The organism is Sulfuritalea sp. (genome assembly GCF_017302275.1).
In the GTDB taxonomy this organism is placed as follows: domain Bacteria; phylum Pseudomonadota; class Gammaproteobacteria; order Burkholderiales; family Rhodocyclaceae; genus Sulfuritalea.
Genome location: NZ_JAFLDR010000031.1, coordinates 29,104 through 47,845, shown reverse-complemented (window position 1 = coordinate 47,845; position 18,742 = coordinate 29,104). Strand labels below are relative to the sequence as shown.

The 18,742-nt window shown below is 64.5% G+C and carries 22 protein-coding genes; 10 read left to right on the top strand and 12 right to left on the bottom strand.

The window, feature by feature from the left end; translation table 11 throughout:
* Positions 1 to 95 precede the first annotated feature (95 nt).
* From J0M27_RS15620 to J0M27_RS15605, 4 genes are read left to right on the top strand one after another with little or no spacing between them, the layout of a single operon-like run.
* The gene (locus J0M27_RS15620; RefSeq protein ID WP_294993641.1) at positions 96 to 971 is read left to right on the top strand and encodes an ABC transporter ATP-binding protein; all 876 of its coding nucleotides are present in this window, start codon (positions 96 to 98) and stop codon (positions 969 to 971) included.
* Positions 968 to 2,179, top strand: coding sequence for an FtsX-like permease family protein (locus tag J0M27_RS15615; RefSeq protein WP_294993639.1), 1,212 nt, complete (start codon positions 968 to 970; stop codon positions 2,177 to 2,179). Before J0M27_RS15620 ends, J0M27_RS15615 begins: the two co-directional genes overlap by 4 nt.
* The gene (locus J0M27_RS15610; RefSeq protein ID WP_294993636.1) at positions 2,172 to 3,026 is read left to right on the top strand and encodes an outer membrane lipoprotein-sorting protein; all 855 of its coding nucleotides are present in this window, start codon (positions 2,172 to 2,174) and stop codon (positions 3,024 to 3,026) included. Before J0M27_RS15615 ends, J0M27_RS15610 begins: the two co-directional genes overlap by 8 nt.
* A complete protein-coding gene (locus J0M27_RS15605) occupies positions 3,023 to 4,312 on the top strand; it encodes a hypothetical protein (protein WP_294993633.1) in 1,290 nt (429 codons plus the stop codon). The genes J0M27_RS15610 and J0M27_RS15605 overlap by 4 nt, the downstream gene beginning before the upstream one ends.
* Before the next feature lie 127 nt (positions 4,313 to 4,439).
* Here J0M27_RS15605 and J0M27_RS15600 read toward each other — a convergent pair whose 3' ends face one another.
* A complete protein-coding gene (locus J0M27_RS15600; protein ID WP_294993630.1) occupies positions 4,440 to 5,864 on the bottom strand; it encodes an HDOD domain-containing protein in 1,425 nt (474 codons plus the stop codon).
* Positions 5,865 to 6,225: 361 nt separating this feature from the next.
* On the opposite strand from J0M27_RS15600, the gene J0M27_RS15595 reads away from it, so the two are divergent.
* The 6 genes from J0M27_RS15595 (at position 6,226) to J0M27_RS15570 (ending at position 11,067) form a co-directional block, all read left to right on the top strand.
* A complete protein-coding gene (locus tag J0M27_RS15595) occupies positions 6,226 to 6,567 on the top strand; it encodes a type II toxin-antitoxin system RelE/ParE family toxin (RefSeq protein ID WP_294993627.1) in 342 nt (113 codons plus the stop codon).
* The gene (locus tag J0M27_RS15590; RefSeq protein ID WP_294993624.1) at positions 6,564 to 6,854 is read left to right on the top strand and encodes a helix-turn-helix domain-containing protein; all 291 of its coding nucleotides are present in this window, start codon (positions 6,564 to 6,566) and stop codon (positions 6,852 to 6,854) included. The genes J0M27_RS15595 and J0M27_RS15590 overlap by 4 nt, the downstream gene beginning before the upstream one ends.
* Positions 6,855 to 6,890: 36 nt before the next feature.
* Positions 6,891 to 7,187, top strand: a complete 297-nt coding sequence (locus J0M27_RS15585) for a HigA family addiction module antitoxin (RefSeq protein WP_294993622.1) — start codon at positions 6,891 to 6,893, stop codon at positions 7,185 to 7,187.
* A gap of 187 nt (positions 7,188 to 7,374) precedes the next feature.
* Entirely contained in the window at positions 7,375 to 7,629 is a 255-nt protein-coding gene (locus tag J0M27_RS15580) for a type II toxin-antitoxin system Phd/YefM family antitoxin (RefSeq protein WP_294993619.1), read from the top strand.
* A gap of 7 nt (positions 7,630 to 7,636) precedes the next feature.
* Entirely contained in the window at positions 7,637 to 8,038 is a 402-nt protein-coding gene (locus tag J0M27_RS15575; RefSeq protein ID WP_294993616.1) for a type II toxin-antitoxin system VapC family toxin, read from the top strand.
* A 527-nt stretch (positions 8,039 to 8,565) separates the two neighbouring features.
* Entirely contained in the window at positions 8,566 to 11,067 is a 2,502-nt protein-coding gene (locus tag J0M27_RS15570; protein WP_294993613.1) for an NERD domain-containing protein/DEAD/DEAH box helicase, read from the top strand.
* A 122-nt stretch (positions 11,068 to 11,189) separates the two neighbouring features.
* Here the strand turns inward: J0M27_RS15570 and J0M27_RS15565 are convergent, their stop codons facing one another.
* The 11 genes from J0M27_RS15565 to J0M27_RS15515 all read right to left on the bottom strand — a co-directional run bounded on the left by J0M27_RS15565 (position 11,190) and on the right by J0M27_RS15515 (position 18,708).
* Positions 11,190 to 11,546, bottom strand: coding sequence for a HepT-like ribonuclease domain-containing protein (locus J0M27_RS15565; protein ID WP_294993611.1), 357 nt, complete (start codon positions 11,544 to 11,546; stop codon positions 11,190 to 11,192).
* A complete protein-coding gene (locus J0M27_RS15560) occupies positions 11,543 to 11,836 on the bottom strand; it encodes a nucleotidyltransferase domain-containing protein (protein WP_294993609.1) in 294 nt (97 codons plus the stop codon). Before J0M27_RS15560 ends, J0M27_RS15565 begins: the two co-directional genes overlap by 4 nt.
* 106 nt (positions 11,837 to 11,942) lie before the next feature.
* Positions 11,943 to 12,338, bottom strand: a complete 396-nt coding sequence (locus tag J0M27_RS15555; protein ID WP_294993606.1) for a type II toxin-antitoxin system VapC family toxin — start codon at positions 12,336 to 12,338, stop codon at positions 11,943 to 11,945.
* A complete protein-coding gene (locus J0M27_RS15550) occupies positions 12,335 to 12,586 on the bottom strand; it encodes an AbrB/MazE/SpoVT family DNA-binding domain-containing protein (RefSeq protein ID WP_294993603.1) in 252 nt (83 codons plus the stop codon). Before J0M27_RS15550 ends, J0M27_RS15555 begins: the two co-directional genes overlap by 4 nt.
* A gap of 111 nt (positions 12,587 to 12,697) precedes the next feature.
* The gene (locus J0M27_RS15545) at positions 12,698 to 13,600 is read right to left on the bottom strand and encodes a 5'-nucleotidase (protein WP_294993600.1); all 903 of its coding nucleotides are present in this window, start codon (positions 13,598 to 13,600) and stop codon (positions 12,698 to 12,700) included.
* A gap of 44 nt (positions 13,601 to 13,644) precedes the next feature.
* Positions 13,645 to 13,860, bottom strand: a complete 216-nt coding sequence (locus J0M27_RS15540; RefSeq protein ID WP_294993597.1) for a DUF2283 domain-containing protein — start codon at positions 13,858 to 13,860, stop codon at positions 13,645 to 13,647.
* A 313-nt stretch (positions 13,861 to 14,173) separates the two neighbouring features.
* Positions 14,174 to 15,136: an MBL fold metallo-hydrolase gene (locus J0M27_RS15535; RefSeq protein ID WP_294993594.1), complete on the bottom strand. Its 963-nt coding sequence runs from the start codon at positions 15,134 to 15,136 to the stop codon at positions 14,174 to 14,176.
* A 100-nt stretch (positions 15,137 to 15,236) separates the two neighbouring features.
* Entirely contained in the window at positions 15,237 to 16,244 is a 1,008-nt protein-coding gene (locus tag J0M27_RS15530) for a YafY family protein (RefSeq protein ID WP_294993591.1), read from the bottom strand.
* Positions 16,231 to 17,109, bottom strand: a complete 879-nt coding sequence (gene rsgA, locus J0M27_RS15525; protein ID WP_294993588.1) for a ribosome small subunit-dependent GTPase A — start codon at positions 17,107 to 17,109, stop codon at positions 16,231 to 16,233. The genes J0M27_RS15530 and rsgA overlap by 14 nt, the downstream gene beginning before the upstream one ends.
* Before the next feature lie 6 nt (positions 17,110 to 17,115).
* Positions 17,116 to 17,454 carry a 4a-hydroxytetrahydrobiopterin dehydratase gene (locus tag J0M27_RS15520; RefSeq protein ID WP_294993585.1) on the bottom strand — a complete coding sequence of 113 codons (339 nt, stop codon included), beginning with the start codon at positions 17,452 to 17,454 and terminating at the stop codon, positions 17,116 to 17,118.
* A 9-nt stretch (positions 17,455 to 17,463) separates the two neighbouring features.
* A complete protein-coding gene (locus J0M27_RS15515) occupies positions 17,464 to 18,708 on the bottom strand; it encodes a M48 family metallopeptidase (RefSeq protein WP_294993582.1) in 1,245 nt (414 codons plus the stop codon).
* Between the last annotated feature and the right edge of the window lie 34 nt (positions 18,709 to 18,742).

The following is an 18,742-nucleotide window of genomic DNA, read 5'->3' as shown; positions in this document are numbered from 1 at the left end:
GCCGCGTTGCGTGCCGATCCGCTGCTGGCGGCGGCGCCGGCGGCATTCCGCGCAGAAGTGGCGGCCGCCGAGGCGCGCCTCGCGGAGTCGGCCAAATGAACGCGCCGACCCTGGAGCTTGCAGCGCGAGCCAGCACCGTGCGCCTGACCGACTTGCGCAAGCGCTACCGCGTTGGCGACGACTGGGCCGAGGCGCTGAAGGGCGTCAGCCTGACGGCGGCGGCGGGCGAGATGGTGGCGCTCACCGGGCCTTCGGGCAGCGGCAAGAGCACGCTGCTCAACCTGGCCGGCCTGATCGACACGCAGGACGCCGGTACGCGCGAGATCGCCGGCAGGCCGGTGGATGGCCTCGACGATGCCGCGCTGACCAGTCTGCGGCGCGAACAGGTGGGCTTCATCTTCCAGGGATTCAATCTGGTGCCGGTGATGAACGTGGCCGACAACGTGGAATACCCGCTGCTGCTGCTCGGCCGCGCGCCGGCGGAACGCCGCCGCAAGGTGGCGGAGATACTGGAGCGCACCGGACTGACCGGGCTGGCCGGCCGCCTGCCGGACGCGCTCTCGGGCGGCCAGCGCCAGCGCGTGGCGATCGCCCGCGCCCTGGTCAAGTCGCCCAGCCTGGTCATCGCCGACGAGCCGACCGCCAACCTCGATTCGCACACCGCGCAGCAGATCGTCGACCTGCTGCGCGAGCTGTCGCACGAACGCGGTGCGGCCGTGGTGGTGGCGACCCACGACGAGCGCATGAGCGCGCATTGCGACCGCGTGCTGCGCCTGGCGGACGGTGAACTGGTGGACGCCCATGGAGCGCCGACTGGACCCGCGGAAGAGAAGCAGGCGAAAAGCGAATTGATCGCCCCCCACCCCCTGACCCCCGCCCCTGGGCGGGGGCGACCGACTGGCTCGCTAAGCTCGACCGTTACCCGGGACTCCGCAACCGGTACTTCATCCGTTAAGGGAGAGCGGCAATGAAATGGATCCTGTTTGCCTGGAAGAACGTGATGCGCAACAAGCGCCGCTCGCTCACCGCGATGCTGATCACGGCCATGGGTACGGCGGCGGTGCTGATCGGCGGCGGCTTCGCGTTGTTCACCTACGAATCGCTGGAAGAGATGACGGCGCGTGACAGCGGCCACGTGGTGCTCGCCGCCGCGCGCGGTTTCGACAACGACGAGGACGTGCCGCTGCAGCATGGATTGAGCGGGGCGGCGGCGCTGGCGACGCACTACGCCACACTGCCCGGGGTGCGCGCCGTGGCGCCGCGCATCCAGTTTTCGGGGCTGATATCGAATGGCGACAAGTCGGCGGTGTTCATCGGCAGCGGCGTCGATCCGGCGCTGGATTTCCGCCTGCGCGGGCCGCAACTCGGCTTCGTCGCCGGCGAGGCGCCGGGGCCCTCGGACGCGGTGCCGGAAGTCGCCATCGGCGACGAACTGGCCAAGCTGATGAAGGCCAAGGTGGGCGGCTCGCTGACGCTGCTGGCCACCACCACCGAGGGCAACCTCAATGCGGTGGACGTGATCGTGCGCGGCATCGTCAGGACCGGCGTGCCCGACATCGACCGTCGCCTGGTGATGACCGACATCCGTGCCGTGCAGCGCCTGCTGCTGACGGACAAGGTCGGTAGCCTGGCCATCTACCTCAAGGACACGGCGCAGACCGCGGCGATGGCGGCGCAGGTGAAGGCCACCCACCCGGAACTGGCGGTGCGCACCTGGGGCGACCTGGCGGTCTTCTACCAGGCGGTGCGCGCGCTCTACAACCGCATCTTCGGCATCCTCGGCCTGATCATGGTGGTGATCGTCGCCTTCGCCATGAGCAACACGCTGGGCATGGCGGTGGTCGAGCGCACCCGCGAGATCGGCACCCTGCGCGCGATCGGCACCCAGCCGGGCGAGGTGGTGCGCAACTTCGTGCTCGAAGGCGTGGCCATCGGCGCGGCGGGCGCGGCGATCGGCATGCTGGCGGCGGGCGCCACCACGTTGGCACTGCTGTTCGCCGGCCTCGAAATGCCGCCTCCGCCGGGACGCTCGGCCGGCTACCCGCTGCTGCTCGCCTTTTCCGCTCCGCTCTACCTCGGCGCGACGCTGGTGGTGGTGGCGCTCGCCGCGGCTGCCGCCTGGCTCGTCAGCCGGCGCGCCGCACATAAACCCATTACGGAGGCCTTGGCACATGTTTGAGAATCCACTGAATTCACCGTCACACCGGCGCACGCCGGTGTCCAGTACCGTGTTTCCGCTGGATTCCGGCGTTCGCCGGAATGACGAACCGGAAGGCTTCGCAAGGAATGCTTTGAAGCTGGTCGCGCTGCTTGCCATTGGCCTCTCCGCAACGACCACTTTCGCCGCCGACGCCAAACTGCAGGCCATGGTCAAGGAGGCCGACGCCTACCGCCTGGCGATGGACGCCGGCCGTGTCGAGACCGAGATCCGCAGCTTCAAGGCCGGCCAGCTCGACAAGACGCGCAACTACACGGTGTACCTGAAGCCCGGACATCGCTCGCTGGTGCTGTTCCGCAGCCCCGCCGAGCGCGGCCAGAAGCTGCTGATGCAGGGCGACGACTTCTGGCTGATGATGCCCAGCAGCCAGCGCCCGCTGCGCATCACGCCGATGCAGAAGCTGCTCGGTGAAGCTTCGAGCGGCGACATCGCGACCATGACCTGGGGCGAGGACTACGAGGCCGCGTCGCTGGGCGAGGAGACTGTCGCCGGCCAGGCCTGCATCAAGCTCGAACTGACCGCCACGCGCAAGGGCGTCAGCTACCCGCGCGTGGTGGCCTGGCTGGCGAAGAAGGGCCACGCGCCGGTGCAGGCCGAGCTCTACGTCGCGTCGGACAAGCTGGCCAAGGTGGCGAGCTTTGCGCTGGGCGACGTCGATGGCCGCCGCCAGGTGACGACCATGACGCTGACCGACCATCTGCAGAAGGAACGCCGCACCGAGGTGCATTACCTTTCGCGCACGCCGAAGACACTGGGCGACGAGTGGTTCAACCCGGCCTTCCTGGTGCGCGCGGAATCGCCGCAATGAAATCGCCGTGTCTCCAGCGCCGACTCTTGGGTCTGCTGCTCGCCGCGTTGATGGGGCCGGCGGTGGCGCAGGACCTGGCGATGAACGCGCCGGCCATCGACATCGCCTGGACCACGCGTGCGGTGGCCGAGGCGCGCAGCCAGCGCGACGACAGCGTGTTCGGCGCCGGCCTGGCGCTGACCGGCTTCGGCCGCGACCGCGCGCGCATCGAGCAGGAGGCGCGCGGCAGGCTCGGCCCGGTGAACCTGCTGGCGACGGTGACGGCCAGCGGCCAGGAAGGCGCAAAGCCGGAGACGAAGTTCGTCGCCCACGAGACCTACGTCGACTTCAGCCTGGGCGGCGAGCGCTTCAGCCTCGGCCGCAAGGTGCTGTCGGGCGACGTCGGCTACGCCTTTCGCCCGCTCGACGTGCTGCAGCGTGAATCGCGCCTGCAACTGGCGCCGCCGCCGCTGACCGGCATCCCGATGATCGCCTGGGACAACTTCGGCGCCGACAGCGCCTGGTCGCTGATCCTCGCCAATCCCGGCCACGGCCCGGGCAATGCGGGCAGCACGGCGGCGGCGCGCGACGACAGTTCGCTGGCGCTGCGCGTTTTTCGCCGTGTCGCCAGCGCCGACTTTCATGGCATCACTCGTGCGTCGGCACGCCATGGCCTGGAACTCGGCGCGGGTTTCGCCGCCGTGCCCAACGACGCGGTCGAGCTGCACGGCTCGCTGCTGCTCCAGCAGCGCGGCGAGCGGCGCGTGCCGCTGGCGGCCGGCGCAACTGCGGCGCAATTGCTCAATGCCGGGCGGGCGCTGCAGGTGGAATCCCACGGTCGGGTTGGCAAGGCGCTGCTCGGCGCCACCTGGACCGCCGAGAGCGGCCTCTCGGCGATGGGCGAACTGTGGTGGGACGGCGGCGCCAACTCGGCCGACGAGTGGCGGCGGCTGCGGACCAACGCCGTGGCGAGGAACGCCTTGCGCGGCCTGCCGGGCGTGCCGGACCTCGCTATTGCCGGTGCCAATGCGGCATCGACGCGCCTCTTCGAGCAGGGCAACCTCGCCCGGCGCGGGCTGCTGGCGCGCCTGGCCTGGACCGAGCCGGCCGGCAAATGGAGTGCCGCGGCCGACTGGATGGCTTCACTCGACGACGGCAGCCGCAACCTGACGCTGTCCGCCGGCTATGCCGCCGACACGTGGCGGCTGGATGCCGGATTGCGCGCCTACGGCGGCAAGGTGGACTCGGCCTTCGGCATGCTGCCGGAGCGGCGCGCGGCCTTCGTCACGTTGTCGGCGTCGTACTGAGCTGGCGATTCGCCACGCCGCTGACCACGTTCCCCGTCGGCACCAGCCTCGCCGGCCGTCTCGCAGTGCCGGGTCCGGTCGTCGAAGAGGAAGTCGGGTTCGGGCTCGAGCAGGAAGTGAGGCTTTTCTACCGCCTGGATCCCATGGTCGGCGCGGCTCCGGCGGCGTGATTTCCGGGATACGTCTCGACCTGCTGCGCCCAATGCAAGGCCTCGGCCTGGCAGCGGTTGACCGCCTCCGCGTCAAGGCCGCATGCCGCGGCGGCTGCAGCGATACGTTCCTGGTCGAAGGACTCGCTGGCCAGCGCCAGTTCCACGTAGGGCGCGTAAATCCCCTCGTTGTGCAGCAGCGCGGCCGGAATCTCTTCCGCCAGTTGGACCTGGCGCAGGACTTCGGTCAACGGCACTTTCAGCACCAGATCCAGCATCGAGAACAGCCCGGTCACGAACAGTCCCTCGCGCAGCGCCGGGCTCGCGAGGCCCCGGCCGGCCAACTCCATGAATCGTCCCCGCAGCAGCGCGGTCTCCATCAACGCGGACGCGCCCTCCCTGCTATTCCCCGTGTGGAACAGCAGCAGCGTCAGCCAGCGGTAGAGCTGGGAGCGGCCCATCATCAGCAGGGCATCCTTGACCGACGCAGACTTCTTCTGCAAGCCGAAGGCGGCGGAGTTCAGGTAGCGGAGCATGCGGAAGGAAAGCAGGGGATCAAGCCGGATGATGTTCGCCAGGTCTTCCGTATCGGCGTCGCGACGCAGGCGGTTGAGCAGTTCGCACACCCTCAGGCCGTCCGGCGCGAGCGTGTTCGTCTTCCAGTCCTCGCGGCGCGTCACGAAGGGTCCCTGAAAGCGCTTGAAGCCGAGCTTGCGTACCACCTCGAAATCTTCCGGGCCGGACACCCCCTTGGCGACCGTCGTCGCTTCCGGGTTGATCTTCGCCAGGCCAGCCATCAACATGCGCAGCGAAACCGGATTGCGCGCCGCCACGTCGACCACGAAATAGTCGACCGTCGGTGCCAGCTGGCCGAAATAGGGCGCGTCGAAGCACTCTTCCAGAGCCACGCAGAAGCCGGCCTGCCGGAGTTCGCGCACCTGGTCCAGCAACTCGGTGCCATCCGGCTTCTCGCCCGTCCCCTGCTGCAAGACGATGACGACACCGTGGGGGGGCATCTGCCGCAGCACCGGGCTGGCCGCGAAGCTGTCAATCACCGGCACGAAGGTAACGCGCGGGCCCAGCATTTTGTGCACGGCATGCTGGACGAGATTGCGCACCAGCACCTCGTTCTGCAGATGTTGCACCCGCCTGCTCTGCGCCAGCAAGCGGCTTCCGGCACCCCGCCGCAACTGGAATTCGTAGCCGGCCACGCCCTGATCGCCGTCGAGCACCACCTCGCGGCAAAGAAACGACTGCGCCGATTGCGCGCCCTGCTCGGCGGGCGCGGCGACACGCTCCGGCGCAACGGCATCCAGCCGCCCCGTATCGATCTCGGATACGGACTTGGCGGGTGCGGGCGATGGACGGCCACCCATTAATCTGGAGAACAGGGCTCGCAGCATGGTTTGGCGATCAACGCCTTCGCAATCGGGACGCCATCATTCTAAGGCGTCCCCGCCGGACCGGGGCTACCGACCCGGCGTGTCGGTCCGCTCAAGGCAGTTCGATCAGGCGTCCGGCCGATGCCAACCACCGGCGAGCGGCTTAGCCTTGATTCGCCACGCCGCTGACCACATTCCCCGTCGGTACCAGCATCGCCGGCCGTCACCGGCAGGCCCGTGGCTCCGTCAGGGTTTCACATTCCTCCGCCGCGGGCCTGCCGGCGCCGGCCTCGTCGCCGTGTCGCCGGCGCCGACTCTTCGGATGTTGCCCATCTACCGAAGCGGGGTCGACACGGCTAATCCAATGGATTAGTATAACTAGATGCAGGTCACCGTTGCCGAACTGCCCGAATACATCCGTTGCGCCGAGCGCCTGCTGTCGGAGGTCGAGCGCAAGGACGTGATCGATTACCTCTCGGCGCAGCCGAAAGCGGGCGAACTGATGCAGGGTACCGGCGGTGTGCGCAAGCTGCGCTGGGCACGCGGCGGCAAGGGTAAGAGTGGCGGCGTGCGGGTGATCTACTACTTTCACAGCGACCGCATTCCACTCTATTTGCTGACGATGTTCGGCAAGGGTGAAAAGGACAATCTGAGCAAGGCGGAACGTAACGAGTTGGCCGAACTGGTCGGTCTGCTCAAGGATCTGGCAGGAGGCGAAAAATGAGCAAGGCATTTGCAAGCATCAAGCAGGGGTTGCAGGAGGCCATAGCGCATCAGCGGGGCAGGCAGGCGGGCGTCAAGCTCCATGTAGCGCCACAGGTCGACGTAAAGGAAGTGCGTCGCCTCACGGGCCTGACCCAGGTGGAATTTGCCGCCCGGTTCGCGATCAGCCTGGGCACGCTGCGCCATTGGGAACGCGGCGATCGCACGCCGCGCGGCACGGCATTGGTGCTGCTCAACATCATTGCGAAAGAACCGAAGACCGTCCTGCGTGCGCTGGAAGCGGCCTGAACGCTATCCCGGCCAACGAGCGACGAGATGACCCGCATGCACAATCCACCCCATCCCGGGGAAGTGCTGAGGGATGGCGTTTTCACCGGCACCGAAATCACCGTGACCGATTTTGCCCGGCGCATCGGTGTCACCCGCGTGACGTTGTCGAATGTCCTCAACGGCAAGAACGGCGTCAGCGCCGACATGGCGGTGCGCCTCGCCGCCGCGCTCGGCGGCAGCGCGGAATCCTGGCTGCACATGCAGGCGCAATACGATCTCGCGGCGTCGGAGAAGGCGTTGAAGAAGGTGATTGCGAAGATCGAGCCGCTGGATCTGCCTGAAACCGCTTGATCGCCTGCCCCGGCCCTCACCGGCAGGCCCGTGGCTCCGTCAGGGTTTCACATTCCTCCGCCCCGGGCCTGCCGGTGACGGCCTTCGCCGTGTCGCCGGCGCCGACTTTTTGCCGACTGCCGCGCCCGATTGCGCAAGCTGTCGGCAGAGGCTAGACTAGTCAGGTAACTAGTCATCGGAGATCGCCATGAACACTTGGCCCGTACAAGATGCCAAAGCCCGATTCAGCGAATTGCTGGATGCCTGCGTCAGCGAAGGCCCGCAGGTGGTTACCCGGCGCGGCACGGAAACGGCTGTGCTGGTGCCCATTGCGGAGTGGAAACGACTCCATGCCACGGCGCGTCCGACGCTGAAGCAGTTGCTGCTTTCCGACGAGGCGCGATCGGCCCTGACGCTGCCGGCGCGCGGCAAGGCAAGGCGCCGAACCCCGGCCGGCTTGTAGTTGCGCGATGTACCTGCTCGATACCAACGTCGTCTCCGAACTGCGCAAGCCGAGGCCGCATGGCGGCTTGCTGGCGTGGATCGAAGCTGTCGACGACGCCGACCTGCACATATCCGTGGTCACGCTCGGCGAGATACAGGCCGGCATCGAGATCACCCGAGAGCAGGACCCGGCCAAGGCCGCCGAGATCGAATCCTGGGCGGATCAGGTCGCCGCCGCTTACAACGTGCTGAACATGGATGCCGCGACCTTCCGCCTGTGGGCGAAGCTGATGCACCGCCAGTCCGATACCGTCTATGAGGATGCGATGATCGCAGCCACCGCGCTGGTGCGCAAACTGACCGTGGTGACGCGCAACGTCGGCGACTTCAAGCGCTTCGGTATGGCTGTGCTGAATCCGTTCCGGTAGGGGATTGCCCCGGCCATCACCGGCAGGCCCGTGGCTCCGTCAGAGAGATTCCTCCGCCCCGGGCCTGCCGGGGCCGGCTTTATCGCCGTGTCACTGGCGCCGACATTTCGAGCAGAGAATTCAAATCACTCTGACCCTTTGGTACTCTGACCCTTTGGTACTTGCCGGGCAGACCGGAACCTTGATCCATTGGCGGGATACGAAGAGTCGGCGCTGGCGCGACGGTGAGTGTCGGGTCATCGGCCAAAGCCACTATTGAAACGGTTGACGTGCTGCGGCAAGTATGCGGCTGATTGCCGCCGCTCAAGACGTTGAATCTTTGTCGACCACCGCTATATCAGGAACTCACGCTACAAGTAGGAAACTAACATTGTTCTAACTTGCAGTTGCTGACATTCCAAGAATATGCCGCTATGCTTACAGCGTGATTGTTGTCGATGGATTTGAGTTAGGCTCGCCTTGCTCTGGTTCGTCGCTTCGAGCTCGTACCGGCAACTATTGAGGAAGGCGAAAAATTTGCAGCGACGGTGCGCAAGTCGTCGTCGGCAAAAAATTTCCGGGTCACTATGGCGACGATGATTCCTGCCTTCGGGCCGTTAGAGACTGAGAGCTATGGCGAGAAGGTCCTGTTCAAAGTCATAAAGGACCAGCTGTCCGACGACTTCACCGTCGTGCACAGCTTGCCGTGGCTGTGTGCTGCCGTAAAGGAGGTCTCGGAGTCGTTTGCCCCAACGGGCGAAATCGACTTCTTAATCATTCACCGCGAGCTTGGTGTCCTCGCGCTTGAGGTCAAAAGCGGTAGGTATCGAGTCGACGGCCTCGAATTCATTCATCTCAAGTCGGGCAAGTGCATTGCCCCAGTGCATCAGGCGAGACGGAATTTGCACGGGCTCGCGCATTGGCTTGGAACCGATAAGAGCCTTAGGCTGCGTATGGGGTACGGGCTCGTCTTTCCCGATAGCGAGTTCGGAGATGAAATTATCAGCACAGCGCTTGTCGACGTCTCAGTGACCCCACCCCAGTGCATAGTTGTGGACAAGGGCCAAGTCCCGAAATTGGGCGCTCGGATTGTGGAGATGATGCAGTATTGGAAGGCAACGCTGAATACAGTCAACCTCACGGAGGCTGTCTTTGGCAAGCTGGTCCGGACGTTGTGTCCGAAGTTCGATGGTTCGCCAACATGGGGTACACGGGTACTCTATGACTCGTACATCTGGCTGCCACTGACCACAGAGCAGCAAAGAGTGGTGGCTGGCGCGTTGCGGCAGTCTCGTATGGTGATTACGGGCTGGCCAGGCACCGGGAAGACTCTGATTGGGATTGCACTCGCCCGAAAATTGGTCCATCAGCGGAAGCGCGTTTTGGTACTGACCTTCAACAACCTCTTGACTGACTACCTTGCGAAACAATTGAACTTCTCTCCTGCTGAAGGCCAGGTATCGACTTGGCATGGCATGTGTGCGCAAGCCCGGAAACGCCGTGGGTTGCCCGGAGACTTCGGCAATGAGGCATGGTACAAAACCGAGTGTGCAAATGACCTCAGCACAGCGCTGAAGGATAAGAAGCTTGAGTCTTACGATGTCCTCATTCTCGATGAGGCGCAGGCTCTTCGACCAGAGTGGTATGCCGTTCTGCTTGAATGGTTTCGCGACAGCAAAATTCTGGCCTTCTGCGATGAGACGCAGGTCTTTCCATTTGAAACGGGTACGTCGTTGAAGGACCTCTGCCGGCTCATCGGCGTAGACGCGCCATTCCTTTTGACCATCGCCCTGCGAACGCCAAAAGCTGTAACAGAACGGCTATTGGAGGTGAAGCCGGTTCCGTACCAGCTGCAATGCCCGCGGCCAGAAGAACTCGATACGGTTCGGGAGTTGGTTGTAGAAGACGATTGGAAGGCGATGATCGATCTTGTCCAGCAATTTAAGGCGGATGGCGTCGATGGCGACGACATCGTCGTATTGAGCAAGTTTGGTCTAACAGAGAAGTGCGAAGCGACGGTAAACAATCTTGGCGTACGTCATGAGGTGGTCGCGCGCTTCCGCGGCCTGGAGGCACCCGTCGTCATTGTTTTGGGGGCTGAACAAATGGGTGAGGGGCAGTTATTTTGCGCCTACTCGCGCGCGACTACTGCGTTCGTTGCTCTGTATGTTGCCGAGGTCCTTGGATGGCAGAAGACGATGGAGCGCTTTCAGGAGCTCGTCTTGCAGGACGACGATAATCGAACCCGCGCCGAGAGTGCCAGAGCGGCATCTCTTGCCTGCAACATGATTCGCAAGAACGTCGACATTGAATGGCTGCCACTTAGCACAATTGCACTGGGTTGGTGTTCTTCATGGGGTGCTTGGGTAGCCGAGTTTTCCGATTTTGGACAAGGTGACCTTTGGTTGGACTTTCTGGCAACTCATTACGATTGGCCGGTGTTCTATTGGAACACTGAAGCACGAGACACCTTTTCACACCTGAAGCCGGTGGCGAGCTTGGCCGAACACTTGTCCGGGATCGGCGGTGTCATGTTGCGTACGTGCGAATGCTGCGGCTTCTCCCCGCACTATGACAGCGCCCGACCGAAATGCGTATTCTGCTCAGAAGCCGAGTCTGTGCGTAGCGAGCGGCCTGGACCGGAAGTTCTGACGCGGTTAGGCGTGTTGGACGAAATCGTTAAGAGGAGCAGTAAAGGAAAGGCATCTCCCGCCCAGCTTGGTGCACTACCCATCTCACTAGCCGCGTACCGAGCACGCAGATATGTCGCAGAAAACGGTGTCCGCGAGTTACCCGACATGGGACATCCTGGGGGGCGGATCATCTACCGTGCTGCGCTCGCTCTGGTTCAGTCGCAGATTGCACTAGTGCCGATTGGAACACGAATCGAAACGGCGAGTCTTGCAAAGGGATGGTACGAAAGATACGGCGAGATCCAAGGCGCTATGACGGAGGCAGCTTGGAAGAGCGTCGTCTCGAACGCCGTTTCGACCTGTTATCAAAAGAAACTTCTTTCGCGTGTCGGTAAGGGTGTATTTGATACCGTCTAGCAATCGATGTCGTCTTAATGAGCTATTTGGGGTCAGCTTCGAATTACTTTCCAAACCCATCTGAATCGCCGTCTCGCCAGCGCCGACTTTCATTGAATCAATCGGGCTGTCGCGCGATTTCATCAGCCCAACAAAGATTCGACCAGCGCGTTCAGCTGCGGCAGATCGTTCTTGACCGTCTCCCAGACCACGGCGGCATCGACGCGGAAGTATTCGTGGGTCAGGACGATGCGCATGTCGTAGGCGTCGCGGAACTGCTGCCAGGCATCGGGGTTGCGCTGTGCGAGCACGGGATCGAGGCGCATGACACGGTTGGCGGCTTCGCCGATGACGATCAGACTTTCGAGCACGGCGCGTTGGGTCTTGCCGTCAGCGAGGAATTCCTCTTTGGTCAGGGCGCCAAGGTCGTCGCGGGCGTTGGCAATCGCCTCGCGCATGTCCTGCAGCCGCTCGGGGATGCGGCGTGCCTTGTCTTTCATACGGGCAGCGCTTCGGCCAGCACGGCCTGGCGGAAGCGTTCGTGCAGGGACATCGGCGTGAGGACGTCGGTGGCGACGCCGGTGATCGCCTCGATGTCGCGCTTGATGCGCACCAGGCTCAACAGCGTGGTTCGGCCTTCGATGGGATCGACCAGCAGGTCGAGGTCGCTGGTTTCCCCGTCCGTGCCATGGACGACGGAACCGAATACGCGCGGGTTGCGCGCGCCGTGGCTTTCCACCACGCTTCGAATCCGGTCTCGATGTGCCTGCAAGGCCACGGAAGGTTTCATGGGGTCACCTGAGTGCTGGTTGTTTCGCGTATTGCGAATTGCGTTGATTCTATCGCGGTGCCTCGAATGAGACTTCTACGCATGCATCCGCAAATTCCGTCCCTAATTACAAAAGGCGCGCCGACTGGCCTGCCGCCGTGAGCAGCGAAACCGCCTTCTTGTCGAAGGAAACAAAGGTTTCCCCGCCGAGCCAGCAGCCCTCGTAGGCGATGACACCATCGGCGAAATCCCCGCCGGCTTCGAGTACCGACAGGCCGGCCTCGACGGCGGGGCGGTTGACTTCCACATTGGCCGCGGCAAGCAGTGCCCGGATCGCGCTGGCTGCGTCGGCGACGGTGAAGCCGTAAACTTTGCGCAGCACCCACACAAACTCGCATAGACATGGCAATGCCACCGCGATCAATTCGGCCTTGGTCAGAATTTTGGCGGCGACTTTCGCTTGCACTGAGTCATCGCGCACGACGGCACGAATCAGCACGTTGGTATCGACGGCGATCCTCATTCCTCGCCGGCCCAGCCCTGTGCGCTTGCCGCGTTGATCTCTTCAATGGTGGCGACTTTCTTTGACCGGCCGGCGAGCAATCCGACGAAGCCATCTATCTTTCCGGCAGGCCTGGCCGCCTTGAGCATGCCCCGACCGTCCGGCAGCAAGTCCAGCTCGATTTTTTCTCCCGGCCTGATGCCGAGGTGTTGCAACACTTCTTTTCTGAACGTCACTTGTCCCCGGGAGGTAACGGTCAAGGTTGTCATGGCGATGCCCTCATGGTTTCCTGATCGCTTGGATGGTAATGCAGAATAGCCTTACTTGCAAGAAAGGAAGCAGAGAGAAGTCCGCGGCAAGCGAGGTTGTCGGGCCGCAAGCTACTCGGAGTTCGCCACCCCGCTCACCACATGCCCCGTCGGCACCAGCCTTGACGCCGGCTCGCAGTGCCGGGTCTGGTCGTCGAAGAAGAAGTCGGGTTCGAATTCGCGCAGGAAGCGCGACTTCTCCAGGCCGCCGAGGAACATGGCTTCGTCGACTTCGACCTTCCATTCCATCAGGGTGCGGATGGCGCGTTCGTGGGCGGGGGCGCTGCGTGCGGTGACCAGCGCGGTGCGGATTTTCATCGGGCAGCCGGCGCTGTCGGCGCGCAGGCGGTGCAGGGCTTCGAGCAGGGGAAGGAAGGGGCCGGGCGGCAGCGGGTGCAGCGCGCGGCTTTCTTCGTGGTCCTGGAAGGCGGCGAGGCCCTGCTCCTGGTACACGCGCTCGGCTTCGTCGGAAAACAGTACGGCGTCGCCGTCGAAGGCGATGCGCACTTCCTGCGGGTGCTGCTCGGCTTCGCTCAGCGTCGTCGAATACACGCGTGCGGCGGGGAAGCCGCCTTCCAGCGCGGCGCGCACGTCGGTTTCGTTGGCGGAAAGAAAGAGGTTGGCGCCGAGCGGCTTGAGGTAGCCGAAGGGCGGCCGGCCGCGCGTGAACACGCCGCGCTCGAGTTGCATGCCGGCGGCCTCGGCGGACTTGAAAATGCGCAGGCCCGAGACCGGGTCATTGCGCGAGAGGATCACCACGGCGACGCGCTGGCGCTCGGGCGTGTTGAAGGCCAGCAGCTTTTGCACCAGCGGGAAGGCGACGCCGGGCCGCGCCGGCTGGTCCATGCGATCCAGTTGCAGTCGCATGTAGGCGGAATCGTCCTGGTCCTCGAAGACGCGGTTTTCCTCTTCGAAGTCGAACAGCGCGCGCGAGGAAAGCGCGACGACAAGCTGGCCTTCGAGGCTGGCAGGCATCCTATATCACCGCCCGACCAGGCCTACTTGCCCAGTCCTCGCGTTCAGGCCGCGTTCAGATGAGTCAGAGGCATGTGGTTGATTGCCAACCGGTGAATATCGGCACGCTGCGAGGCATGCTGTACGTCGATTCCGACGAGGGCTCCTGCTGCGTCGTAATCCAGTACCACGCCATCCGCAACCTCGTCGGAGTCGACCGAAGGCCGTTCGGCCAGATGGATATAGAGCGAATCGGTCGCCGCGTCATAGTTGAGTTTCATGGCTTGAATCTCCTGTCGGGGAATGCATTGTGCAGCGTGACACCATCCGGCAGCGTTACGACACGCAGATAGCGTCCGAGTTCCTCAATCCAGACCAGTAGCGCACACGCCCGTCTTCCGCTTGGACCTCGCGCTTTACCGGACTTCGAAGCGCCTCGATACACCAAGTCAACCGAATGTACGGCCGCTTTTCCATGACGTCGTTGCGGAAGTAGTCGGTCATCGGCTGCATGCAAGAATGTTGCCGGTCATCTCCTACCTCGTCAAGCCATACGCCGTGCCACAGGCTACGACTCCTGCACGCTTTACCGGGTCAACAGCCGCCGACGCACTTGCCGCCGGCATCGAACTCCATGGTCTTGCCCGACAGCGGCACATGCACCGGCACCTTGCTGGCCTTGATGAAGGTCTCGGTGCGCGAGCCGGCGCGGACCTTGCCGCCGACGGTGCCGACTTCATTGGCATGCGAGGCGATCACGGCATTCGGCTTGACCAGGTCGTTGATGACGTAGGCGGCCTCGGTGGGGCCGGTGGTGAAGGTGTCGCCGATGTTCATCACCGCCAGCTTGGCGTTGTAGTGGCCGCGCACCACCTTGTCCTGGTCGCCGGTGATGCCGGTGTCGCCGGAAAGGTAGGCCACCAGGCCGTTGCTGAACTTCAGCACGTAGCCCGTGGCCTCGCCGACATAGGCGCCGATGCCGGCTTCCTTGAGGTACTGGCCGAGCACGCCGCCGATCAGGTCGGGGTCGAGCGCATTGCTGTGGATCGCGGTGACGGTGGAGATGGCGACGCCGCCGACCTTTTGCGTGGCGCCGAAGCGGGCGAGGACGGAGTTCTTCGGGTCGCCGCCGGCGGCCTTCAGCTTGTTGCCGAAGAAGCCGGCCATTTCGGAGCCGGTGACCATCTTGGCGCCCTTGGCGACGGCGATGTTCACCGCGCTCGAATTCGGCTTGGCCGATACCGAGAAATCGGGCTTGTCGCAGGCGCCGGAATTCGGCGCCTTGGCATGCAGGTCGCCGACGTGGTCGCCATGCATGTGGCTGACCAGCACCACGTCGATCTTGCCCAGGCGCGGATCGTCGGCGCCGGCGACGGTGCGGCCCGGGTCGTAGAGCACGCGCGTGCCGCTGGGGTCTTCGAAGATCAGGGCGCGATCGAGCGGGCAGAACTCGCCTTCCTGGCCGCCCAGGGGAGTGATCTTGACGTTCTGCGCGAGGGCGGGCTGGGCCAGCAAAATGCCGGCGGCGAAGGCGCCGAGCAATGATGTGTTTTTCATGCGGTTCTCCTGTTGGGCGATGGCTGTTATGTTTTGGACTGCGCCAAGACGGTAGCATGAATCGCGGCGCTCAAGTGCCGTGCCGCGGCAAAGGCGGGCCTCAGACCGTGGCGGCCTTGGCCTTGGGCGCTGCCGCATACAGCGCGGTCAGCCGCGCCGCTTCCTCGGCCACGCGCTGCCGCAGGTCGGCCGGGCCCAGCACCTCGACGTCGGCGCCGAACTTGAGGATGTCCATGATCAGCTCGCGGTGGTCGGCGTAGGGGAATTCCAGCCGCCAGGAACCACCGGCCTCGTACTGCCCCTTCTGCTTCGGGTGCCAGGTCTCCTGCGCCACCCAGCGCGCGCGCTCGGGCGTGAAGCGCAGCTTCGCGTGCTGCAGCCTGCGCCCGGAGAAGATGCCGTAGCCGGGACCGAGCACCTCGTCCATGCTGCGATGGGAGACTTCGCGCGCCTTCCTTTCGATGACGTTGGCCTCGCGGATGGAATCGAGGGCGAAATTGCGGATGTCACTGCGCAGGTGGCACCAGGCGTCCAGGTACCAGTTCTCGCGGTAATACACCAGGCGCTGCGGCGAGACTTCGCGCTCGGTGGTGAGGCCGCTGCCGCGGGCGAAGTAGGTGATGGCCAGGCGCTTCCTGCGCAGCAGCGCGGCGCCGACCTTCTCGAAATGCGCGAGCTTGATGTCGCGCTTGCCAAGCCCGACGATCAGCACGCGGCGACGGATTTCCTCGGCGGTGTTTTCGGCGCTGCCGAGCAGGCCGTTGAGGCGCGCGATCAGCGGCTGGATGTGCGGCGTGAGGATGCCGCCAGGGTCGAGGTCGGTCAGCAGATGCTGCATGGTCAGCAACGCATGGACCTCGCCCGAGTTGAACCAGAGGCCGGGCAGTTCGTACTGCGCGCCCGCCTCGGCATGCGGCGTGTCGAAGCGGTAGCCGCCCGCATCCCGATCCCAAACGATGGGCGCGTTGAGCCGGTTGCGCATGTATTCGAGGTCGCGCTTGAGCGTGGCACGCGAAACCTCCAGTGCTTCCATCAGGTCGACGAAGGGCACGAGCTTGCGGTCGTGGATCATCTGGTCGATCTTGTAGAAGCGCTCAGTGCGATCCATGTCGGCTTTCCGAAATGAATTGATGGAAGTGCTCGATGCGTCGTGGATGGATTATGCCTGCGGCAAGGCCTTGCTTGATGGCGCATCCGGGTTCCGCATCGTGCTGGCAGTCGCGAAAGCGGCACTGGCCGAGGAAGGGGCGGAACTCGGCGAAGCCATATTCGATTTCCTGGGCGCTGAGGTGCTTCAAGCCGAACTCCTGCAGGCCGGGGCTGTCGATCAGCGTGCCCCCCGGGCATGTGTCGCCGGGAAGCTTGTAGAGGCGGGCGTAGGTGGTGGTGTGCTTGCCGCTGTCCAGCGCGGTGGAAAGCTCGCGCGTGGGCGCCGCGGCTCCGGGCACCAGGGCATTGGTCAGCGTCGATTTGCCCATGCCGGATTGCCCGACCAGCACCGAGCTTTCGCCCGCCAGCAGCGGCAGCAGCGGCGAGGGATCGAATTTCGCCGAGAGTTCGACGACGCGGCAGCCGAGCGCGATGTAGGGCGCCAGCAGCTTTCTGGCGGCGGGCAGGGCGGGGGCCAGGTCGCACTTGTTGAGCACGATGGTGGTGGTCAGGCCTTCATGTTCGGCGGCGACCAGCGCTCGGGAGAGCAGCATGTCGGAGAATGACGGATCGGTGGCGACCACCAGCAGCAATTGCGTGGCATTGGCGGCGATCAGTTTCTGGCGGTAGGCGTCGCTGCGGTAGAGCAGGCTGCGCCGCGCGGCGTGGCCCATGATCTGGCCGTCGGGACTCAACTGGACTTCATCGCCGACGGCCAGCAGGCTTTTCTTGCCTTTCGGATAGCCGGTGGCGATGCGGCCGTCGGCCAGTTCTATTTCATAGTGCCGGCCGAAGGCGGCGACGATGGTGCCGGCGGCGTTCAACGAGGATTACAGGTCGAGCAGGGCATCGATCTTGGCCGCGCAGATGAAGTCGTTTTCCGACAGGCCGCCGATGGCGTGCGTGGTGTAGCTGACCGTGCATTGGCCCCAGCCGACGGCGAGGTCGGGATGGTGGTCCTCGCGGTGCGAGATCCAGGCGGTGGCATTGACGAAGGCCATGGTCTCGTAATAGCTCTTGAACGTGTAGTTCTTGCTGATGACCGTGCCGGTGCGCTGCCAGCCCGGCAGCGTAGCCAGCATCGCGGCGGCTTCGGCGTCGGAGAGCGGCGGCACGCCGCCTTCGCAGGGCTTACATCTGCCTTTGGATAGATCGCAGACCGTGTTCATCGTGTTTTCCTATGCCTGGTGCAGCCGCGCGATGCGCTGGCTGGCGGGGGGGTGGGAATCGTGGAACAGCGAATGCAGCGGGTCGGGCGTCAGCGTCGCCGCGTTGTCGCGGTAGAGCTTGACCAGTGCCGCGATCAGGTCGGCGGCGGCGGTCTGCTGCGCGGCATAGGCGTCGGCCTCGTATTCGTGCTTGCGCGACAGGGCCGAGGTCAGCGGCGCCAGCGGAAAGAGGAAGACCGGCAGCACCATCGAGAACAGCAACAGGCCCAGCGCCGTGCTGCCAGCGCCGACTCCCAGCCCGGCATAGAACCAGGGCTGGTCGATCAACTGGCCGAGCAGCCAGAGGAAGGCGAGGCTCATCGCGGACATCAGCGCGATGCGCTTGACCACGTGCTTGTGGCGGAAGTGCCCGAGTTCGTGGGCCAGTACCGCCTCGATCTCCTGCGGCGCGAGCTTTTCCAGCAGGGTGTCGAAGAAGACGATGCGGCGGGCAGCGCCGAAGCCGGTGAAGTAGGCGTTGCCGTGGGCCGAGCGCTTGGAGCCGTCCATGACGAACAGGCCGGAACTGGCAAAGCCGCAACGCGCGAGCAGTGCTTCGATGCGCTGCTTGAGCGAGGCATCTTCGAGCGGTGTGAACTTGTTGAACAGCGGCGCGATGACGGTCGGGTAAAGAACGAGCAGCAGCAGGTTGGTGCCCAGCCAGACCAGCCAGACATAGAACCACCAGTGGCGGCCCATGGCGTTCATCAGCCAGAGCACGGCGTAGAGCAACGGACCGCCGATGACCACGGCGAGTACCGCGCCTTTGGCGAGGTCGGCGAACCACAGCGGCAGGGTCAGCTTGTTGAAGCCGAAGCGTTCTTCGATGACGAAGCTGCGGTAGAGGCTGGCCGGCAGGCCGATGACGAAGCCGACCACGGCGACCGTGGCGAACAGCGCCAGTCCCTGCAGGTGGCCGCCGCCGAGCAAGTCGCGCAGCGCGGCGTCGATCAGTGCCAGCGCGCCGCCGAGGGTGAAGGCGAGCAGCAGCAGGGTATCGACGGCGATCTCGACAAAGCCCAGGCGCAGCTTGGCGGCCGTGTAGTCCGCGGCCTTGCGGTGGTCGACCAGTTCGATGCGACCGAAGAAATCCCCCGGCACCTGGTCGCGGTGGGCGGCGACGTGGCGCATGTGGCGGACGTCGAGCCACAGGCGCAAGGCGGTGGACAGGGCAAGGGCGGCGAGGAAGAGCAGCGTGAAATTGGAGGCAGTCATGGGCGGGCGGGGGCTGTGCGAAAATGCCGCGATT

What these genes read in the sequence shown, in the direction of transcription:
- J0M27_RS15550 (WP_294993603.1), bottom strand. Translation starts at nt 12,586, where the DNA reads ATGACAACCTTGACCGTTACCTCCCGGGGACAAGTGACGTTCAGAAAA.
- J0M27_RS15585 (WP_294993622.1), top strand. Translation starts at nt 6,891, where the DNA reads ATGCACAATCCACCCCATCCCGGGGAAGTGCTGAGGGATGGCGTTTTC.
- J0M27_RS15580 (WP_294993619.1), top strand. Translation starts at nt 7,375, where the DNA reads ATGAACACTTGGCCCGTACAAGATGCCAAAGCCCGATTCAGCGAATTG.
- J0M27_RS15560 (WP_294993609.1), bottom strand. Translation starts at nt 11,836, where the DNA reads ATGAAACCTTCCGTGGCCTTGCAGGCACATCGAGACCGGATTCGAAGC.
- J0M27_RS15565 (WP_294993611.1), bottom strand. Translation starts at nt 11,546, where the DNA reads ATGAAAGACAAGGCACGCCGCATCCCCGAGCGGCTGCAGGACATGCGC.
- J0M27_RS15545 (WP_294993600.1), bottom strand. Translation starts at nt 13,600, where the DNA reads ATGCCTGCCAGCCTCGAAGGCCAGCTTGTCGTCGCGCTTTCCTCGCGC.
- J0M27_RS15615 (WP_294993639.1), top strand. Translation starts at nt 968, where the DNA reads ATGAAATGGATCCTGTTTGCCTGGAAGAACGTGATGCGCAACAAGCGC.
- J0M27_RS15555 (WP_294993606.1), bottom strand. Translation starts at nt 12,338, where the DNA reads ATGAGGATCGCCGTCGATACCAACGTGCTGATTCGTGCCGTCGTGCGC.
- J0M27_RS15535 (WP_294993594.1), bottom strand. Translation starts at nt 15,136, where the DNA reads ATGAAAAACACATCATTGCTCGGCGCCTTCGCCGCCGGCATTTTGCTG.
- J0M27_RS15520 (WP_294993585.1), bottom strand. Translation starts at nt 17,454, where the DNA reads ATGAACACGGTCTGCGATCTATCCAAAGGCAGATGTAAGCCCTGCGAA.
- J0M27_RS15620 (WP_294993641.1), top strand. Translation starts at nt 96, where the DNA reads ATGAACGCGCCGACCCTGGAGCTTGCAGCGCGAGCCAGCACCGTGCGC.
- J0M27_RS15590 (WP_294993624.1), top strand. Translation starts at nt 6,564, where the DNA reads ATGAGCAAGGCATTTGCAAGCATCAAGCAGGGGTTGCAGGAGGCCATA.
- J0M27_RS15530 (WP_294993591.1), bottom strand. Translation starts at nt 16,244, where the DNA reads ATGGATCGCACTGAGCGCTTCTACAAGATCGACCAGATGATCCACGAC.
- J0M27_RS15540 (WP_294993597.1), bottom strand. Translation starts at nt 13,860, where the DNA reads ATGAAACTCAACTATGACGCGGCGACCGATTCGCTCTATATCCATCTG.
- J0M27_RS15610 (WP_294993636.1), top strand. Translation starts at nt 2,172, where the DNA reads ATGTTTGAGAATCCACTGAATTCACCGTCACACCGGCGCACGCCGGTG.
- J0M27_RS15515 (WP_294993582.1), bottom strand. Translation starts at nt 18,708, where the DNA reads ATGACTGCCTCCAATTTCACGCTGCTCTTCCTCGCCGCCCTTGCCCTG.
- J0M27_RS15595 (WP_294993627.1), top strand. Translation starts at nt 6,226, where the DNA reads ATGCAGGTCACCGTTGCCGAACTGCCCGAATACATCCGTTGCGCCGAG.
- J0M27_RS15575 (WP_294993616.1), top strand. Translation starts at nt 7,637, where the DNA reads ATGTACCTGCTCGATACCAACGTCGTCTCCGAACTGCGCAAGCCGAGG.
- J0M27_RS15600 (WP_294993630.1), bottom strand. Translation starts at nt 5,864, where the DNA reads ATGCTGCGAGCCCTGTTCTCCAGATTAATGGGTGGCCGTCCATCGCCC.
- J0M27_RS15605 (WP_294993633.1), top strand. Translation starts at nt 3,023, where the DNA reads ATGAAATCGCCGTGTCTCCAGCGCCGACTCTTGGGTCTGCTGCTCGCC.